Below are 16,136 nucleotides of genomic sequence, written 5' to 3'. Positions count from 1 at the left end.
ATTTTCGAGCAAGGAGTTTAAGGTTGGTAAAAGGTTAACGTGTCTTCACTGCGTTGAGCGTTCCTGCCAATTTCACAATTGTTATCTGATATTTAGGCAGATTCTAAACCCTAGTGCTAGCTTTAACAAAATGCAGATCTGCAGGGTCGGACAGTTGTTTTGCACAGATGTAGCGACGTTATGCCACCTAACCGCCCCATCGGCTCTCTAGAATCAGTGCCTTTAGCGGCATCGTCAACTTAACGGAATGTGGAACTTGATGTGCGAATGACGGGTCATGACAGACCGTGATCCACTCTATCGTCGGCATCGCTTCCCCGCTGACGTCATTGCCCACGCTGTGTGGCTCTATTTCCGTTTCCCTCTAAACCTGCGAATGGTTGAGGACTTGCTGGCTTTGACGTGCCCCCGATAAATTATGCCATTTAGAACTGGAATTTTCCACTTATGATTCCTTTTGGGAAGAAGAGGAGAATTCGATGAAAGCGTCGAAGTTTACGGAAGCGCAAATCGCGTTTGTGTTGAAGCAGGCTCATGATGGAACGCCCATTGGCGAGGTCTGCCGCAAGGCGGGGATTTCGGACGCTACGTTTTATAACTGGCGCAAAAAAATACACTGGCCTAATGCCGTCAGAGATGAAGCGCCTGCGGCAGTTGGAAGAGGAAAATGCCAAACTGAAGCGGATCGTCGCCGATCTCTCTTTAGACAAGGCCATCCTCCAGGATGTGCTGTCAAAAAAGCTCTGAGGCCTGACGGCAAGCGTCATCTTGTCGACAGGATCAAGACGGACTGGAAGGTTTCGATCCGACGCGCATGCTCCGTCCTGAAGATCGACCGGTCCCTTTATGTCTACAAGTCCAAGCGCGGCGATCAGGCCGAACTGAAGCTGAAGATCAAGGATATCTGCCAGACGCGGGTACGTTATGGCTATCGTCGTGTGCATGTCTTGATCAGGCGTGACGGCTGGGTGGTGAATCCGAAGAGAATCTATCGTCTTTACAAGGAGATGGACCTGCAACTGCGCAACAAGGTGCCAAAACGGCGCGTCAAAGCAAAGCTGCGATCGCACCGCACCGCAGCCACCCGTTCGAACGACGTCTGGGCCATGGATTTCGTGCATGACCAACTGGCCACAGGTCGCAAGATCAGGGTTCTCACGGTTGTCGATACCTTCTCGCGCTTCTCTCCGGCGGTAGATGCCCGCTTCAGCTATAAAGGGGAAGACGTCGTGCAGACCCTCGAACGCGTATGCCGGCAGGTCGGTTACCCGGCCACCATTCGGATGGACAACGGCAGCGAATTCATCTCTCGTAACCTCGATCTCTGGGCCTATCATAGAGGCGTCGTGCTTGACTTCTCGCGGCCGGGCAAGCCAACGGACAACAGCTACATCGAGAGCTTTATGTATAGACGGCCCCGCGGGCGCAAGAGGCTTCTTACAAGTTCAGGTCATCATTCGGGTGCGTTCATGTATACGGCCTTTGGATGCGACCGATATTATGGTCGCTGGCCCAGATGGAGTACGCGGATCGAGGCCTCATCAACGGGACGCGCTTGAATGGGCGCTTAAAGCTCTCCGGGCTTGCTCGATCCTCAGCTCCGCTGAGTGACCATCTGTTGCTTCTGCACCTTACGCCATCTGGATTTTGGGTTGCTGCGTTACACTATCTTTGCGTGTGCCTCTCTGAACATCTCTCCACTTGTCATCATCGCCCAGATGATCCGAGCGAGCTTGTTGGCCACGGCGACGGCCACGATCATGGGACGCCGTCGGTGCAGCAAAGCGTCGATCCAAGCTCCCCCGACTTTCGCTCGAGCCTTTGGATATCGAACGATGTTCCTGGCACCGATCACAAGCAGATGACGTAGGTACGCATCTCCCTGTTTGGTGATGGCACCTAGTCGAGTTGTGCCCCCGCTTGAGTTTTGACGTGGTGTTAGGCCCAGCCAAGCGGCAAACTCTCGGCCAGAGCGGAACATTCTCGCGTCCGGAACGGTTGCAGCGATGGCTGTAGATGTAATTGGACCAACACCTGGGATCGACGACAGAAGGCTTGAGACTGGATCTGAGCGACCGACTTCCGCCAGCTTCATCTCAATTCCCTCTATCTGTGTGTTCAACTCACCGACCATGCGGATCAGGCTGTTCAATGCGAACCGAGCTTGTTCTGGCAACGAGGCTGCGACGTCCTCTATCGACGGCATTATGGTCTCGATGCGTTGTCGACCTTGACCGAAGATGATTCCAAACTCAGCAAGGTGAGCGCGGATCGCGCAAACTGTCATGGTCCTTTGTCTTACAAGCAGACCTCGAGCTCGATGCAACATCAGGAAGCCCTGATTGGATTCAGACTTGATAGAGACGAAGCGCATATGAGGCCGTCGGACGGCCTCGCAAATGGCTGCAGCGTCTGCGGCATCATTCTTTGCGCCGCGCCGCACAAATGGCTTAACGTACGAAGGCGGGATCAATTTAACCTCGTGGCCGAGCTTCATCAGCTCGCGAGCCCAATAGTGCGCGGTGGCGCAAGCTTCCATACCAACGAGGCATGGCTTTGCATTCTGGAAGAACTTGATCATCTCGCCTCTCCGAAGCGCGGCGGTTCTAACCACCGAACCCGCGGCATCGACTGCGTGGACGTGAAAGTTATGCTTGGCCAGATCGAGGCCTATTGTGCTGATAGTCATGTCAATGGCTCCTGGTTGAATTGGCTCTTCACTATACGACGAACCGGTTCGGAGCGGGGCCGTCTTCCCCATCAATGGCAAGTTCCGGGCAGAGTGCCTGAACGCCCACTGGTTTATGAGCCTTGACGACGCAAGGGCAAAGATGGAGGATTGGCGTAGAGACTATAACGAGTTCCGGCCACACAGCGCGATCGGCAACACGGTGCCGATTTCGCTCATGAACGGCTCATCGGCACCCACGCCGACCTGAGCCTTAACCCCGGAAAATTCCAGCTCCCGCTGGCCCAAAACCGGGGTGCACGTCACTGCCTCTGCGGTGTTTCCTGCGTTTTTAACGGTTAGGTCTTATATAGTTGATTGGAAATGGTGGTGATAACAATGTCGAGCGTTGCGTTTAAGGTACTGTCGACTGTGAACGCCCCTTACGGGACGGACCTTTCGGCTGCGCAACTCGCATCCAAAATTTCCGATTTCGCGAGTGTTGAGAATGTCGATGCTTCGGCATTCTCATTCTATTCCGAAGTGAAAGCAGACCTCCAGCAACAGTTTCTGGATGAGAAGGGCATCGATAAAGAGGTTGCATTCGAGATTGCCCAGACATTCTTGCAGCTTGCCGGATACCCGCTCGCCCTAGAGCATCGGACCGAAAACCGGTTCCCACTTTTCGGTCCGATGCCTAAGCCAACTCTGATCCCTCAGGCCTGAACGGGCGCCTGCCGGACGTCATAGCGTCAACTATCCTTGGAGCAGACGCGCAATGTCTCTTCAAGGATGTCCAGCGCTTCGGCGAAGGTTTTCTCGTCGATCGTCAGGGGAGCCAGAAAGCGGATGACATTGCCATACACACCGCAGGTCAGAAGAATCAGCCCTTTTTCCAGCGCTATAGTCCGTACCTTGTTGGTGAAACCGGCATCCGGTGTCTTGGAACCGGGCAGGTTGAATTCCACGGCGTTCATGAAGCCGGGACCGCGGATGTCGGCGATCTCAGGCACGGCATCGGACAGGGAATGAAGTCTTTGCTTAAGGCGGTTGCCGAGCGACGTGGCGCGATCTGCTAGTTGCTCTTCCTCGATTACATCGAGGACGGCATTGCCGGCTGCAATGCCAATCGGATTGCCGCCATAGGTGCCGCCGAGACCACCTGGGCCCGGTGCGTCCATGATGTCCGCCCGGCCGGTGACAGCCGCGATGGGGAAGCCGCCACCGAGGCCCTTGGCCATTGTGGTGATATCGGCAACGACGCCGAAATGCTCCATGGCGAAAAGCTTGCCGGTGCGCGCAAAGCCTGTCTGGACTTCATCCGCGATCAGCAGGATACCGTGCTTGTCGGCAATCTGGCGCAGCTTCTGCATGAAAAGTCGGGGTACTTCGTAAAATCCACCTTCGCCTTGCACGGGTTCGATGATGAAGGCTGCAACGCGCTCCGGATCGACATCAGCCTTAAAGAGCTTGTCGAGCACAGCCAACGAATCCTCCATCGTCTGGCCATGCAGTTCGACCGGGAAGGGGACATGAAAGACATCCGGCATCATCGCCCCGAAGCCAACCTTGTAGGGGGTAACCTTGCCCGTCAACGTCATGCCCATGAAGGTGCGTCCATGGAAGGCGCCGGTGAAGGCGATGACGGCAGACCGGTTGGTTGCCGCCCTGGCGATCTTGACGGCGTTCTCGACCGCCTCGGCACCGGTCGTCACAAAAATCGTCTTCTTCTCGAAATTTCCCGGTACTGCCTGGTTAAGGCGCTCGGCAAGGCGCACATAGTTCTCATAGGGGATGACCTGATGGCAGGTATGGGTGAAGCAATCGAGTTGAGCCTTCACCGCAGCAATCACCTTTGGGTGTCGGTGACCGGTATTGACGACGGCGATCCCGGCAGCAAAATCAATATAACGGCGGCCTTCGACATCCCAGATCTCGGCATTTTCGGCCCGTTCGGCATAAATCTGGGTCGTCACGCCGACGCCGCGGGAGATGGCATTCGTGCGGCGTGCCGCGAGTTGCGAATTCTGCATTGAAAACACCTTCGAGCCTGGGGTTATCGGAAGTTGCAATGATGATATCGTGAAAATCTCTACATTTTTTCGGTAGACTTGCAATGCCCATCACACAGCCGCTAGAAAAAAAACAACGCACTTAAGCCATGCTGGAAATACGATGCAAAACACCCACCTTAAAATCGCCGAAGCTGCCCGGATGTCCGGTGTTTCGCAATCGACTCTGAGGCTATGGGAACAGCAGGGGCTGATCGAGCCAGCACGCACGCCATCGGGACAGAGGCTTTACGATTCGGCTGTTCTGGAGCGCATTGCCAGGATTGCCTGGTTGCGCAGCGAAAGAGGGCTAAACCCGGCTGCCATTAAAGAGGAACTGGGCCACCCTGAAACGGGCCAGAAGGGGCTCGACGTGGCTGAACCGGTGACGGACACGGCGGCGATTGGCACGAAGGTTCGGCAAATGCGCAGGCTGTCACACCAAACCCTGGACGCGGTGGCCCGGGCGACAGGAGCGTCCGTCTCACAGCTTTCGACGTTCGAGCGCACATCTCAGGGTATTTCCATCACCGTTCTTCACGACTTGGCCAAGCACTTCGGCACCACGGTTGCCGATCTGAACGGGCATCCAACCCAGCAACAGAGCGCGTCAGTGGTGCGTGACGGCGAGTGGATGACGTGGCCGACCACATCAATGGGCGTTTCCATCCATTCACTTGCCGCCGGGGCGCGGCAGATGGAATGTCATCGGTTTGATTTGGCACCCGGCGCGTCCAGCGAAGGTGCTTACCGGCACGAGGGCGAGGAATTTATCTTCGTTCTTGCGGGAGCGCTGCAGATCGTTCTCGACGGGGACCAGTTTTATGATCTTCGGACCGGCGACAGTTTTTACTTTGAGAGCAGCCGTCCGCATTCCTGGCGCAATCCGGCGGACGTGCAGGCCACGTTGATCTGGATTAATACCCCGCCCACCTTCTAGTGGGGTCCTTAAGACTCCGACATTTGCTCTCAAGGGTGCTGGAGACGGAGGCAAATGTGGGAATCGGACCACTGGTGCATCGATCCAAACTCGGCTGAAGCCTCCGTTTGGATCGATGCATAACCAAAAGACGGGTGAACGACAGCATGAACGAAGTGAATGCGTCAGTGCACTAGGTTTCTTCTTCCTAGCGGCTCTGTGACTGACTTTGTTGGCTAGCCCCCGTTAAAAACGGCGGGATTACCATGCACGTTGCCGCCTTTAGTTTACGATCCGCGGGTGGACCCTTTTGGGAATTCGTAACGCAGTTCACGCTACGTTGAACCTTAGCGCAGGGTTTTGAACTGCTCTTGTTCCGACCCCATTTGTGAATGCCATCAAACTCGAGCTAACGAGTGACGTTTTCTGAAGGATGGAGTAGAAAAATCGTCGCATGAGCGCACAAGACGTAATTATAGATAACTTCGCGATACCATTCGTTCAACAAGGCTCGCCACGTCCGCTTTTTCTGAAATTTATGGATGCGTGGGTCTGCCCGGACACAACAAAGGTCCGCGCATCGTTCTCTGGCTGAGGCCATGTCAGCTCTTTGAACTGCCCATCAGAGCTTTCGTAACACGCGAGACATCCGTTAGTCCGGTGATGTGGCTGATCCATGCGGCAGTTTCAGCCAGTCTGGGCAGGTCTATATCGCGGCACAGGCCGAGGTCTTGCAGCAGATAGACCACTTCCTCTGTCGCAACATTGCCAGCCGCGCCAGCGGCATAAGGGCAGCCGCCGAGGCCACCGACAGAGCTGTCGAACACACGGATGCCCGCATCGAGTGCGGCCTGAATATTGGCGATCCCCATGCCATAGGTGTCGTGGAAATGTCCTGCCAGCACCGATAAGGGTGCCTCTGCCGCCACCGCTTCAATCATGCGCTTGACCTTCGCAGGTGTTCCAACCCCGATTGTGTCGCCAAGGGAGACTTCACGCGCTCCCTTTTCCAGCAGCAGACGGCTAACGCGCGCGACAGCATGCGGATCAATCGCGCCCTCATAAGGGCAGGCGATGACGCAGGAAACATAGCCGCGCACTGGAATGCCCACAGCCCGCGCCGCCTCGAAAATCGGCTCGAAGCGTGTGAAGGAGTCGTCAATCGAGCAATTGATGTTGCGCCGGGAGAAGGTCTCGGAGGCAGAGGCAAACACCGCCACCTCGCGGCTTCCGGCAGTAATGGCGGCCTCGAAACCTTTGAGATTGGGCGTGAGGGCCGAGAGGGTGACATGCGAAAGCTCCGCTGCCGAGGCGCAAGCCGTCATAACATCGGTACTATCGGCCATTTGCGGAACCCATTTTGGCGACACAAAAGCGGTTGCTTCGATGTGATCAAGGCCAGCTCTGGCCAGCCGTTTCACCAATTCGATCTTTACATCGGTGGAAACAATAGCGGCTTCGTTTTGCAAGCCGTCTCTTGGGCCGACCTCGACAATGACGATGTTGTCGCCGCTGGTTTGGTGCATGATCTTGTCCTTATGCGGCGGGCTGGAAATCAACCAGCTCCGCGCCGGCCACCACCTGATCGCCAACCGCAAAATGGAAGCTGGCAAGCGTGCCATCGGATGGCGCAACTATTGTGTGTTCCATTTTCATTGCCTCCATGACCAGCAACGGTTCCCCTGTTTTCAAGGAGACCCCCGGCTCGGCAAGCAGCGCGATGATCGCGCCGGGCATCGGCGCGCGCAGGCCGCCGCTGCCACTGTTGGTGTCGGTGGCACGTTGCAGGTCGGGCAAGCGTTCCACCACAAAGGTTTGTCCGGTATAGAACACATGACGATGGTTCCCATCGATCATGATCGTCGCGTCGTAACGCCGCTCGCCAATGCGCACATCGAGCGCCGTTGCTGGCCCGTTTTGGCTGGCATGGCCTTGCGCAAAGGTCGATGGCTCATCCGTGCCGGACAGGGCCAGAGTCCAACCCTCACCGGAGAAAACGGCGGTGACTGTGACCGTTTCGCCTTTGCAGCACAGTGCGATCCGCCGTTCCGCCCGGCCGGTCAGCCGCCAGCCATCAGCCAGCGCCCAAGGCGATGCAGGGTTGGCAGAAATGTCCCGCAAAAGCTCTTGCAAAGCCGCCAGATACCAGACCCCGGCAGGCACGGGGGATAGGGCAAACAATCTGTCCTGTTCGCGCTCAATCAGCCCGGTGTCGAGATCGGCCTCAGCGAAAGACGGGGTCTTTATGAGGCGGTGCAGAAAGCCGATATTCGCCGTCAGGCCAACAATCTGGATTGCGCTAAGGGCTTCGCTCATGCGATCTAGCGCTTCTTTGCGGTCTGCTCCATGCACGATCAGCTTGGCGATCATGGGGTCGTAATGGGGTGAGATCGCATCCCCTGTCTCTACGGCGCTATCGATGCGCACATGTGCATTTTGCTGCGGCAGTCCCAGATGTCGGAGGGTGCCGATGGACGGCAGAAAGCCTGCATCTGCATCCTCGGCATAGATGCGGGCCTCGATGGCATGCCCCATCAGCGGCACATCCTCCTGCCGCAAGGGCAAGGGGTGGCCTGCGGCAATGCGCAGCTGCCACTCAACAAGGTCCAGCCCGGTCACCATTTCCGTAACCGGATGCTCCACTTGCAGGCGGGTGTTCATCTCCATGAAGTAAAAAGATCCATCGCTATTGACGATGAACTCCACGGTTCCGGCACCGACATAGTTAACCGCCTTTGCTGCCGTCACGGCAGCAGCACCCATGGCTGCGCGCCGCTCTGCGGTCATTCCCGGCGCGGGTGCCTCTTCCAGAACTTTCTGGTGGCGGCGCTGCACCGAGCAATCGCGCTCATAAAGATGGATGCAGTGGCCACTCGAATCGGCAAAAACCTGAATTTCGATGTGGCGCGGCTTGAGAATGTATTTCTCGATCAGCACATGATCATCGCCGAAGGCATTGCGCGCTTCACGCTGGCAGGATGCCAGCGCATCGGCAAAATCGTCTGCGCGATCAACCCGCCGCATGCCCTTGCCGCCACCGCCTGCGGAGGCCTTGATCAATACGGGATAGCCGATGTGATCACCCTCTCGCCGCAACCGTGCCGGATCATTGTCCGCACCGTGATAGCCGGGCACAAGCGGCACCCCGACCTTGCCCATCAGCTCTTTTGCTGCCGATTTTGATCCCATGGCACGGATGGCAGCGGCGGGCGGCCCGATAAAGGCGATGCCATTGGCAGCGCAAGCTTCGGCAAACTCGTCGTTCTCAGATAGAAAGCCGTAGCCGGGGTGAATGGCCTCAGCACCTGTGCGACGGGCAGCGGCAAGAATATTCTCGGCAACAAGATAGGATTCCCGCGCCGGTGCTGGGCCGATGAGAATGGCCTCATCCGCAAGCCGAACATGGCGTGCGTCAGCGTCAGCCTGCGAATAGACGGCAACGGTGGCAATGCCCATGCGCCGCGCGGTTCGGATAATGCGGCAGGCGATTTCGCCGCGATTGGCGATCAGGATTTTCTGAAACATGGTTTGATCCTTCACCCTTCTTTCCGATCCGCGATCCAGCCGGGTTTGCGTTTTTCCAGAAAGGCCGAAAGACCCTCGCGGGCTTCATCCGTGCCTCGGCGGGCCGCAATCCGCTCTGCCATTTCAGACACCAATGCTTCATCGAAACGACGGTCGGAAATCTGCGTGATCAACGCCTTCGCCTCTGTTACCGCGCCAGGCGCGCCTTTCAGCACATCGGCAACAATCCGCGCCACAGCAGCGTCAAGGCCATCCTTTTCGGCAATCTCGTGCACAAGGCCCAGCACATGTGCCTTCTCAACCCCCATCCGCTCCCCCGTGAGGAAATAGCGGCGGCACTGACGCTCCCCAATCGCAGCAGCAACCAGCGGGCTGATAACCGCAGGGATCAGCGCGAGGCGAACTTCTGAAGTGGCAAACACGGCATCGGGAGCGGCAACAGCAATGTCGCAGGCCGCCACCAGCCCCATTCCACCGCCAATGGCAGCACCTTGAATGCGGGCAATCAGCGGCTTGGGACAATTGCGCAATGCCATGAACATCCGCCCCATGGCGGCGGCATCCGCCGTATTGTCCGCAAGGGTAGCAGCACCTTGCCGCTTCATCCACGCAAGGTCAGCGCCTGCGGAAAAACTGGCCCCACGACCGGCCAGCACAAGGACGCGCACGCTGTCGTTTTCAGACAGCGCTTCAATGGCCAGCGTCATGTCCTCAATGAGCATCTCATCGAAGGCATTGTGCAGGTCTGGCCGGTTCATCCACACTGTTGCGACCGCACCGTTCAATTCGAGATCAAGGGTTTTATAGATCATGGCAATCTCACATGCGGAAAAGGCCGAAGCGGGTTTCACCGATGGGCGCATTGAGCGCCGTTGACAGGGAAAGGCCGAGAACCCGGCGGGTTTGCGCGGGGTCAATGATGCCGTCATCCCACAAACGGGCGGTCGAATAATAGGGGTGGCCCTGCCGTTCGTATTGGGCGCGGATGCCGTTTTTGAATGCATCTTCCTCTTGCTGCGGCCATGTTTCGCCTTTGGCGGCAACGCCGTCACGTCGAAGTGTGGCCAGAACGGACGCCGCCTGATCTCCACCCATGACGCTGATCCGCGCATTGGGCCACATCCACAGGAAGCGGGGGCTGTAGGCGCGCCCGCACATGCCGTAATTTCCGGCGCCAAAGCTGCCGCCGATGACGAGTGTGAGTTTTGGAACAGCGGCTGTGGCCACCGCCGTCACCAGTTTTGCGCCGTGCTTGGCAATGCCCTCATTTTCATAAGCGCGCCCAACCATAAAGCCGGTAATGTTTTGCAAAAACAGCAGCGGAATACGGCGCTGAACGCAAAGCTCAATAAAATGCGCCCCCTTCAGCGCCGCATCCCCAAACAATATGCCATTGTTGGCAATGATGCCGACCTGCATGCCATAAAGATGGGCAAAGCCCGTCACAAGCGTTGTGCCGTAGCGCGCCTTGAATTCGTCAAACCGCGAGCCGTCCACCAGACGCGCAATCACCTCACGCACATCATAAGGCTTTCGCGTGTCAGATGGGATGATGCCGTAAAGCTCTTCGGCTGGATAAATCGGCTCGTCAAACTGGCTGGCCGCGTCTTCCTGCGCGGGCAATGTCGAGACGATCCGCCGGGCGATGTGAAGGGCGTGGGAATCATTTTCGGCCAAATGGTCGGCAACGCCGGAGATGCGGGTGTGCACATCGCCACCGCCAAGATCTTCCGCCGTGACAATCTCACCGGTTGCCGCCTTCACCAATGGCGGGCCTGCGAGAAAGATTGTGCCCTGTTCGCGCACAATCACCGTCTCATCGCTCATGGCGGGCACATAAGCTCCACCCGCTGTGCAGGAGCCCATGACAACGGCGATCTGCGCAATACCAGCCGCCGACATCTGCGCCTGATTGTAGAAGATGCGGCCAAAATGATTTTCGTCGGGGAAAAACTCATCCTGGAGCGGCAGATAGCCACCGCCCGAATCCACGAGATAAAGACAGGGCAGACGGTTTTCCGCAGCAATTTTCTGGGCGCGCAGGTGCTTCTTCACCGTCATCGGATAGTAGGTGCCGCCCTTTACCGTCGCGTCATTGGCAACCACCATGCAGCGGCGGCCTTCGACATTGCCAATGCCTGCGACGATACCCGCAGACGGGGCTTCGCCATCATAAAGGCCGTGGGCCGCAAGCTGACCAATCTCCAGAAATGGCGATCCGGGATCGAGCAAGCGATCGATCCGCTCACGAGGCAGCAGCTTTCCGCGCCCGGTGTGGCGCCTGCGCGCCACCTCGCCACCACCCAGTGCCGCCTGAGCCGTTTTCAAGGCGAGATCGGCGACAGCCTCCGCCATCGCCTCGGCATTGGCGCGAAATTCTGCCGAGCCGGAATTGATGCTTGTTGACAATGGATTCACGCCCGGCCTCCTCTGCCGCAAGCGTTTCCGCCGCGCCGGTCATTATTGACTTTGTGGCAGTCTAGCGATTGAAGATAGGCAAATCCCGTCAAAGAATTGATGGATAGTGCCAGAGGGAGGCAGGTTCATGACGCAGGCGAGAACGCCCTCCGGCTTTGCCTTGGCTATTGTTTTAGCCTATCAAAAGCGCGGGATGACAGAGCAGCCAGCGCTTCTCGCGGCAGGCATTGATCCCGCCACCCTGCATGCAGATGGCAGAATAACAGCCGATCAACTCGAACGCCTGTCAGATCACGCCATGCGCGAGCTGGACGATGAGGCGCTTGGCTGGTTTTCCCACCGCCTGCCGTGGGGCAGTTATGGCATGCTGTGCCGCGCATCACTGCCCTCGGCCACGCTGGGCATTGCCATCACGCGATGGTGCCGCCATCATAACCTCATCACGCAGGATGTTACGCTCAGTCTCGAAACGCGACGCAATCTGGCTGAGGTTCGGATCGAAGAGAAAAGCGAACTTGGCGCTTTTCGGGAGTTTTGTCTGGTCAGCCTGCTGCGCAATCTTCAGGGCGTGGCCTCGTGGCTCGGCGACACGCGCATTCCCTTGGTTGATGTTGCGTTTCCATTCGACGCACCAGCGCATGCTGAAAGCTACCGCTATCTCTTCAATGGCCCTGCGTCGTTTGGCGCGGATCAGGCAAGCCTTCGTTTTGATGCTGCCTATCTGGGCCTGCCCGTCCTGCGCGATGATGCTGCCTTGCGACAAATGCTGAGGCGGCCCTTGCCGCTGATGGTGCGTCAGTATCGGCGCGACCGTCTGCTCTCGCGCGAAATTCTCCGCTTGCTGAATGACATGCCAGCAGCAGGGATCGATGACCTGGCAGAAAAGCTCAATCTGTCAACCCGCAGCCTTCACCGCCATATCAAACAGGAAGGCACATCGTTTCAGGCGCTGAAAGATCTGTCGCGCCAACGGCTGGCAGAGCGACTGCTGGCTTCCACCCAGTGGCCGATCAAGCGCATTGCCCGCGAATGTGGCTTTGATGCAGAGGCAAGTTTTGTGCGTGCATTCAAGTCCTGGACTGGCCAGACCCCACGGGCTTTCGCGGTTGCTGCAAGGCAGGGTACATCATCGCATAAGTCGTGAAAGCTGCATCGCACCCGTGAGGCAGCCTTGTCGTTGTCCGAATGCATCAATTCTTTGGCAGGATTTGATCCTTATTCGGCTGTAGCTTTTGCGAAGATCAAGACAGCCGCCTGGAGGAGCGGGCGGCTGCGAGGGAGGCCTGCATGATCCGTTTTAATGCCGCCGTCGTGTGCGGAAAAGGCGAAGCGCGTGTTGTGAAAGCCGTTCCTATTCCAGCCATGGCATAGAGGGGGCGAACAATGCAACAATCTCGCATCAGCGATTTGGCGTATAACGCAGCCCAACGGTTTGGCGATAAGACCGCCTTGACCCTTCCCGGCCTGCGTTCCTTCAGCTTTCAAGAAATAGACGATCTGGCAGGGCGCATGGCCGGAGCGTTTGCGGCGCGCGGTCTGCGAGCGGGTGATCGCATTGTGCTGCATTTGCCCAACGGCTGGCAATGGGTGGTTGCCTATCATGCCATTGCCAGATTGGGTGCGGTGGTCGTGCCTGCGAATTTTCTCCTCAGCGCGGAAGAAGTCGCCTTCATTCTGGACAATTCCGAGGCCGCAGCCCTAATCGTTCCTGCTGATCGCCGCGCCTCTTTCAAAACCAAGGCCCATGTTTTTACGCTGGGCGAGGCCCCGGAGGCGGAAGAACTCACAACACTTCTCGATGGAGAGTATAGGCTTCCAGTCGAGCGCCGCCCGGACGATCTTTTCACCATCGGCTATACGTCTGGCACAACCGGGCGTCCGAAAGGTGCCACAATGACCCATGCCGGGCTTTTTGCGAGTCTGGCGGGCACGGCCACCATCCATGTGCGTCACGATGGCGACGCCGTGCTGACCTCTCTGCCGTTTCCGCATGTTTACGGCAATATCGTCATGAATGCGACCTTTCTCGTCGGGTCGCGGCTGATTACCACGCCGCGCTTCGATGCCGCCGAGGCTTTGCGGCTGATCAGCGCGGAAAAAGCCACGCTTTTCGAGGGTGTGCCGACCATGTTCTACCAGATGCTCGCCCATCCGAACATCGCGAACGCCGGCCTGACAAGCCTGACGCGCTGCACCGTTGGCGGCCAGACCATGCCGACTGCCAAGATTGATGCCGTGACAAGCCGCTTTGGCTGCCCGCTTCTGGAATTGTGGGGCATGACCGAGGTTGCAGGCCCTGCCATCACGCACTCGCCCTACTGGAGCCCGCGCCCCGGATCAATCGGACTGCCGATGCCGGGTTTGGAGGTGCGCCTCGCCGATCTGGAGGAGCCAAAGCGCGAGGCCACGCCCGGCAGACCCGGTGAATTGCTGGTGCGTGGTGCCATGGTCACAAAGGGCTATTGGCGCAACGAGGCTGCCACCATTGAGGCGATAGACCCTGACGGCTGGCTTGCGACCGGCGACATCGCCCGCACCGACGCGGATGGCTATATCTTCGTGGTTGATCGCAAGAAGGACATGATCATCACCGCTGGCTATAATGTATATCCGGCAGAGCTTGAGCAGGTGATTGCCATGCATCCGGCTGTTGCCATGGTGGCTGTTGCGGGCATTGCTGATGAGGAAAAGGGTGAGATTGCCCAGGCCTTCGTTGTGCCTCACCGCGATGTGGCATTGAGCGAGGAGGCTTTGCTCAACCACTGCCGCAAGCATCTGGCATCCTACAAAATTCCGCGACGGGTGATTTTCGTCGAAGATCTGCCGAAAAACAGCACCGGAAAAGTTCTACGCCGCTCGCTGCGAGAGGCCAACGTCCCCGCCTGAGCGGCGGTCGGCATTTGTCAATATTTGCGCGTTTTGCGCGCTGGAAACGGGAGGTTCCATCATGTCCATCAATTTCAATGGGGATTATACGATGACCATCGACGGCAAGGCCGTCAGTGCGACATCCAGCTTTGAGGTCTTCAACCCCGCCACCGAAGAGGTGATTGCCAAGGCACCCGACGCCAGCCGTGAGCAGCTGGAGGCGGCCGTATCCGCTGCAAAGGCAGCCTTTCCGGCATGGTCGGCCCGCCCATTGAGCGAGCGTCAGGCCTTTGTTGCCCGCCTTGGCGATGCCATCGAGGCCCATGCGGAAGAGTTCATGCGTCTTTTGACGCGGGAACAGGGCAAGGCGTTCAAGGGGGCCGAATGGGAGGTTGGCGGCTCTGCCTTCTGGTGCCGGGAAATTGCCAAACAGGAGCTGCCCCTTCATGTGGCTGAGAAAACCGATGGGCGCACGGTGGAGACACGGCGCGTTCCGCTTGGTGTTGTTGGCGGCATCACGCCATGGAATTTTCCGATCCTGCTGGCCGTGTGGAAGATCGCGCCTGCACTGGTTGCTGGCAACACCATGGTGTTGAAACCCTCGCCCTATACGCCTTTGTGCACGCTGAAACTGGGCGAGATTGTCCGCGATATTCTGCCGCCGGGCGTGCTTAACGTGGTTTCTGGCGGCAACGACCTCGGCTCCTGGCTGACGCAGCACAAGGACATCAGCAAGATCAGCTTCACCGGCTCCACAGCCACGGGCCGCAAGATCATGGAGGCATGCTCAGGCAATCTCAAGCGGATCACGCTGGAGCTTGGCGGCAACGACCCGGCCATTGTGCTGCCGGATGTCAACGTCAAGGAAACTGCCGAAAAGCTATTCTGGGCGGCCTTCCAGAACAGCGCCCAATTCTGCGTCGCGGCCAAGCGGCTTTACATCCACGAAGACGTTTATGATGAACTGGCCGAGGCTCTGGTGGCCTATGCCAGAACCGTGAAGGTTGGCGACGGTGCCGAACAGGGAACGGATCTCGGTCCTATTCAGAACCGCATGCAGTTTGAGAAGCTGAAAAATCTTTTGGCTGATGCGAAGGACAAAGGCCTCCACTTTCTGCTGGGCGGCGAAGTTGAGGACCGCAAGGGCTTCTTCGTGCCTGTCACCATCATTGATAATCCACCGGAGGATAGCCGCGTGGTGGTCGAGGAAGCCTTCGGCCCTGTTCTGCCGCTTCTGAAGTTTAAGGATATCGACGATGTGATCCATCGCGCCAACAATACGGAATATGGCCTTGCCGCCTCCGTATGGAGCAAGGACATTGCTGCGGCACGCGGCATCGCCGAGCGGATCGAAGCCGGGACTGTCTGGGTCAACGAGATTCACAGCTTCTCGCCCCATGTGGCCTTTGGTGGTCACAAGCAATCCGGCATCGGCATTGAAAATGCGCTTGAGGGCCTCAGCGAATATACCAATTCGCAAACGCTGGTCATCAACGCAGCCGCCTGAGTGGCTTAACATCGTTATGGGCGCGGCTCGAAAGGGCCGCGCTCTTTGTGCGATGACGATTGATTGAGCGAAGTCGATTTCACGGCCATTGTGGGATCTGATTGCAGGAAGTGCGGGATTGGCGCACGGGCCAAATGTCAATGTTTTGGATCTATGCTGCCAGGATCAAAAATAGGTTGA

12 protein-coding genes and 2 pseudogenes are annotated in these 16,136 nt (G+C 57.7%); 8 read left to right on the top strand and 6 right to left on the bottom strand.

The genetic code is table 11. From position 1 onward, the window contains the following. Positions 1-277 precede the first annotated feature (277 nt). Positions 278-397: pseudogene (locus AVI_RS30870) on the top strand (IS6 family transposase); the annotation flags it as partial. Positions 398-479: 82 nt separating this feature from the next. Then, entirely contained in the window at positions 480-1,559 is a 1,080-nt protein-coding gene (locus AVI_RS30365) for an IS3 family transposase (protein ID WP_015918715.1), read from the top strand. A gap of 101 nt (positions 1,560-1,660) precedes the next feature. Here the strand turns inward: AVI_RS30365 and AVI_RS28485 are convergent, their stop codons facing one another. After that, entirely contained in the window at positions 1,661-2,689 is a 1,029-nt protein-coding gene (locus AVI_RS28485; RefSeq protein WP_015916374.1) for an IS110 family RNA-guided transposase, read from the bottom strand. A gap of 73 nt (positions 2,690-2,762) precedes the next feature. Here AVI_RS28485 and AVI_RS30190 point away from each other — a divergent pair. After that, a pseudogene (locus AVI_RS30190) lies at positions 2,763-2,939 on the top strand (integrase core domain-containing protein); the annotation flags it as partial. A 128-nt stretch (positions 2,940-3,067) separates the two neighbouring features. After that, positions 3,068-3,394, top strand: a complete 327-nt coding sequence (locus AVI_RS28480) for a hypothetical protein (RefSeq protein WP_015918714.1) — start codon at positions 3,068-3,070, stop codon at positions 3,392-3,394. A gap of 26 nt (positions 3,395-3,420) precedes the next feature. On the opposite strand, the gene AVI_RS28475 is transcribed toward AVI_RS28480, so the two are convergent. Beyond that, positions 3,421-4,701 (bottom strand): 4-aminobutyrate--2-oxoglutarate transaminase, encoded by a 1,281-nt coding sequence (locus AVI_RS28475; RefSeq protein WP_015918713.1) that lies wholly within the window; start codon positions 4,699-4,701, stop codon positions 3,421-3,423. Positions 4,702-4,843: 142 nt separating this feature from the next. Between AVI_RS28475 and AVI_RS28470 the strand changes: the two genes are divergently transcribed. Next, the gene (locus AVI_RS28470; RefSeq protein WP_015918712.1) at positions 4,844-5,659 is read left to right on the top strand and encodes a MerR family transcriptional regulator; all 816 of its coding nucleotides are present in this window, start codon (positions 4,844-4,846) and stop codon (positions 5,657-5,659) included. Positions 5,660-6,240: 581 nt separating this feature from the next. Here AVI_RS28470 and AVI_RS28465 read toward each other — a convergent pair. From AVI_RS28465 to AVI_RS28450, 4 genes are read right to left on the bottom strand one after another with little or no spacing between them, the layout of a single operon-like run. After that, on the bottom strand, positions 6,241-7,164 hold the full coding sequence (locus AVI_RS28465; RefSeq protein WP_015918711.1) for a hydroxymethylglutaryl-CoA lyase: 924 nt from the start codon (positions 7,162-7,164) through the stop codon (positions 6,241-6,243). 10 nt (positions 7,165-7,174) lie between these two features. Beyond that, positions 7,175-9,163 carry an acetyl/propionyl/methylcrotonyl-CoA carboxylase subunit alpha gene (locus AVI_RS28460; RefSeq protein ID WP_015918710.1) on the bottom strand — a complete coding sequence of 663 codons (1,989 nt, stop codon included), beginning with the start codon at positions 9,161-9,163 and terminating at the stop codon, positions 7,175-7,177. An 11-nt stretch (positions 9,164-9,174) separates the two neighbouring features. Continuing rightward, on the bottom strand, positions 9,175-9,975 hold the full coding sequence (locus tag AVI_RS28455) for an enoyl-CoA hydratase/isomerase family protein (RefSeq protein WP_015918709.1): 801 nt from the start codon (positions 9,973-9,975) through the stop codon (positions 9,175-9,177). Between the two features lie 7 nt (positions 9,976-9,982). Then, the gene (locus AVI_RS28450) at positions 9,983-11,518 is read right to left on the bottom strand and encodes a carboxyl transferase domain-containing protein (RefSeq protein ID WP_015918708.1); all 1,536 of its coding nucleotides are present in this window, start codon (positions 11,516-11,518) and stop codon (positions 9,983-9,985) included. Between the two features lie 190 nt (positions 11,519-11,708). Here AVI_RS28450 and AVI_RS28445 point away from each other — a divergent pair, with 190 nt between their 5' ends. The 3 genes from AVI_RS28445 to AVI_RS28435 all read left to right on the top strand — a co-directional run bounded on the left by AVI_RS28445 (position 11,709) and on the right by AVI_RS28435 (position 15,956). Further along, a complete protein-coding gene (locus tag AVI_RS28445; protein ID WP_015918707.1) occupies positions 11,709-12,725 on the top strand; it encodes an AraC family transcriptional regulator in 1,017 nt (338 codons plus the stop codon). Between the two features lie 239 nt (positions 12,726-12,964). Further along, positions 12,965-14,467, top strand: coding sequence for an AMP-binding protein (locus AVI_RS28440; RefSeq protein WP_015918706.1), 1,503 nt, complete (start codon positions 12,965-12,967; stop codon positions 14,465-14,467). Positions 14,468-14,528: 61 nt separating this feature from the next. Next, positions 14,529-15,956 (top strand): aldehyde dehydrogenase family protein, encoded by a 1,428-nt coding sequence (locus AVI_RS28435; protein ID WP_015918705.1) that lies wholly within the window; start codon positions 14,529-14,531, stop codon positions 15,954-15,956. Positions 15,957-16,136 lie beyond the last annotated feature (180 nt).

The sequence above is a fragment of the Allorhizobium ampelinum S4 genome (assembly GCF_000016285.1).
Taxonomy (GTDB): domain Bacteria; phylum Pseudomonadota; class Alphaproteobacteria; order Rhizobiales; family Rhizobiaceae; genus Allorhizobium; species Allorhizobium ampelinum.
Note: the sequence above shows the minus strand (reverse complement) of the source record. Positions and strands in the feature narration are given on the sequence as shown.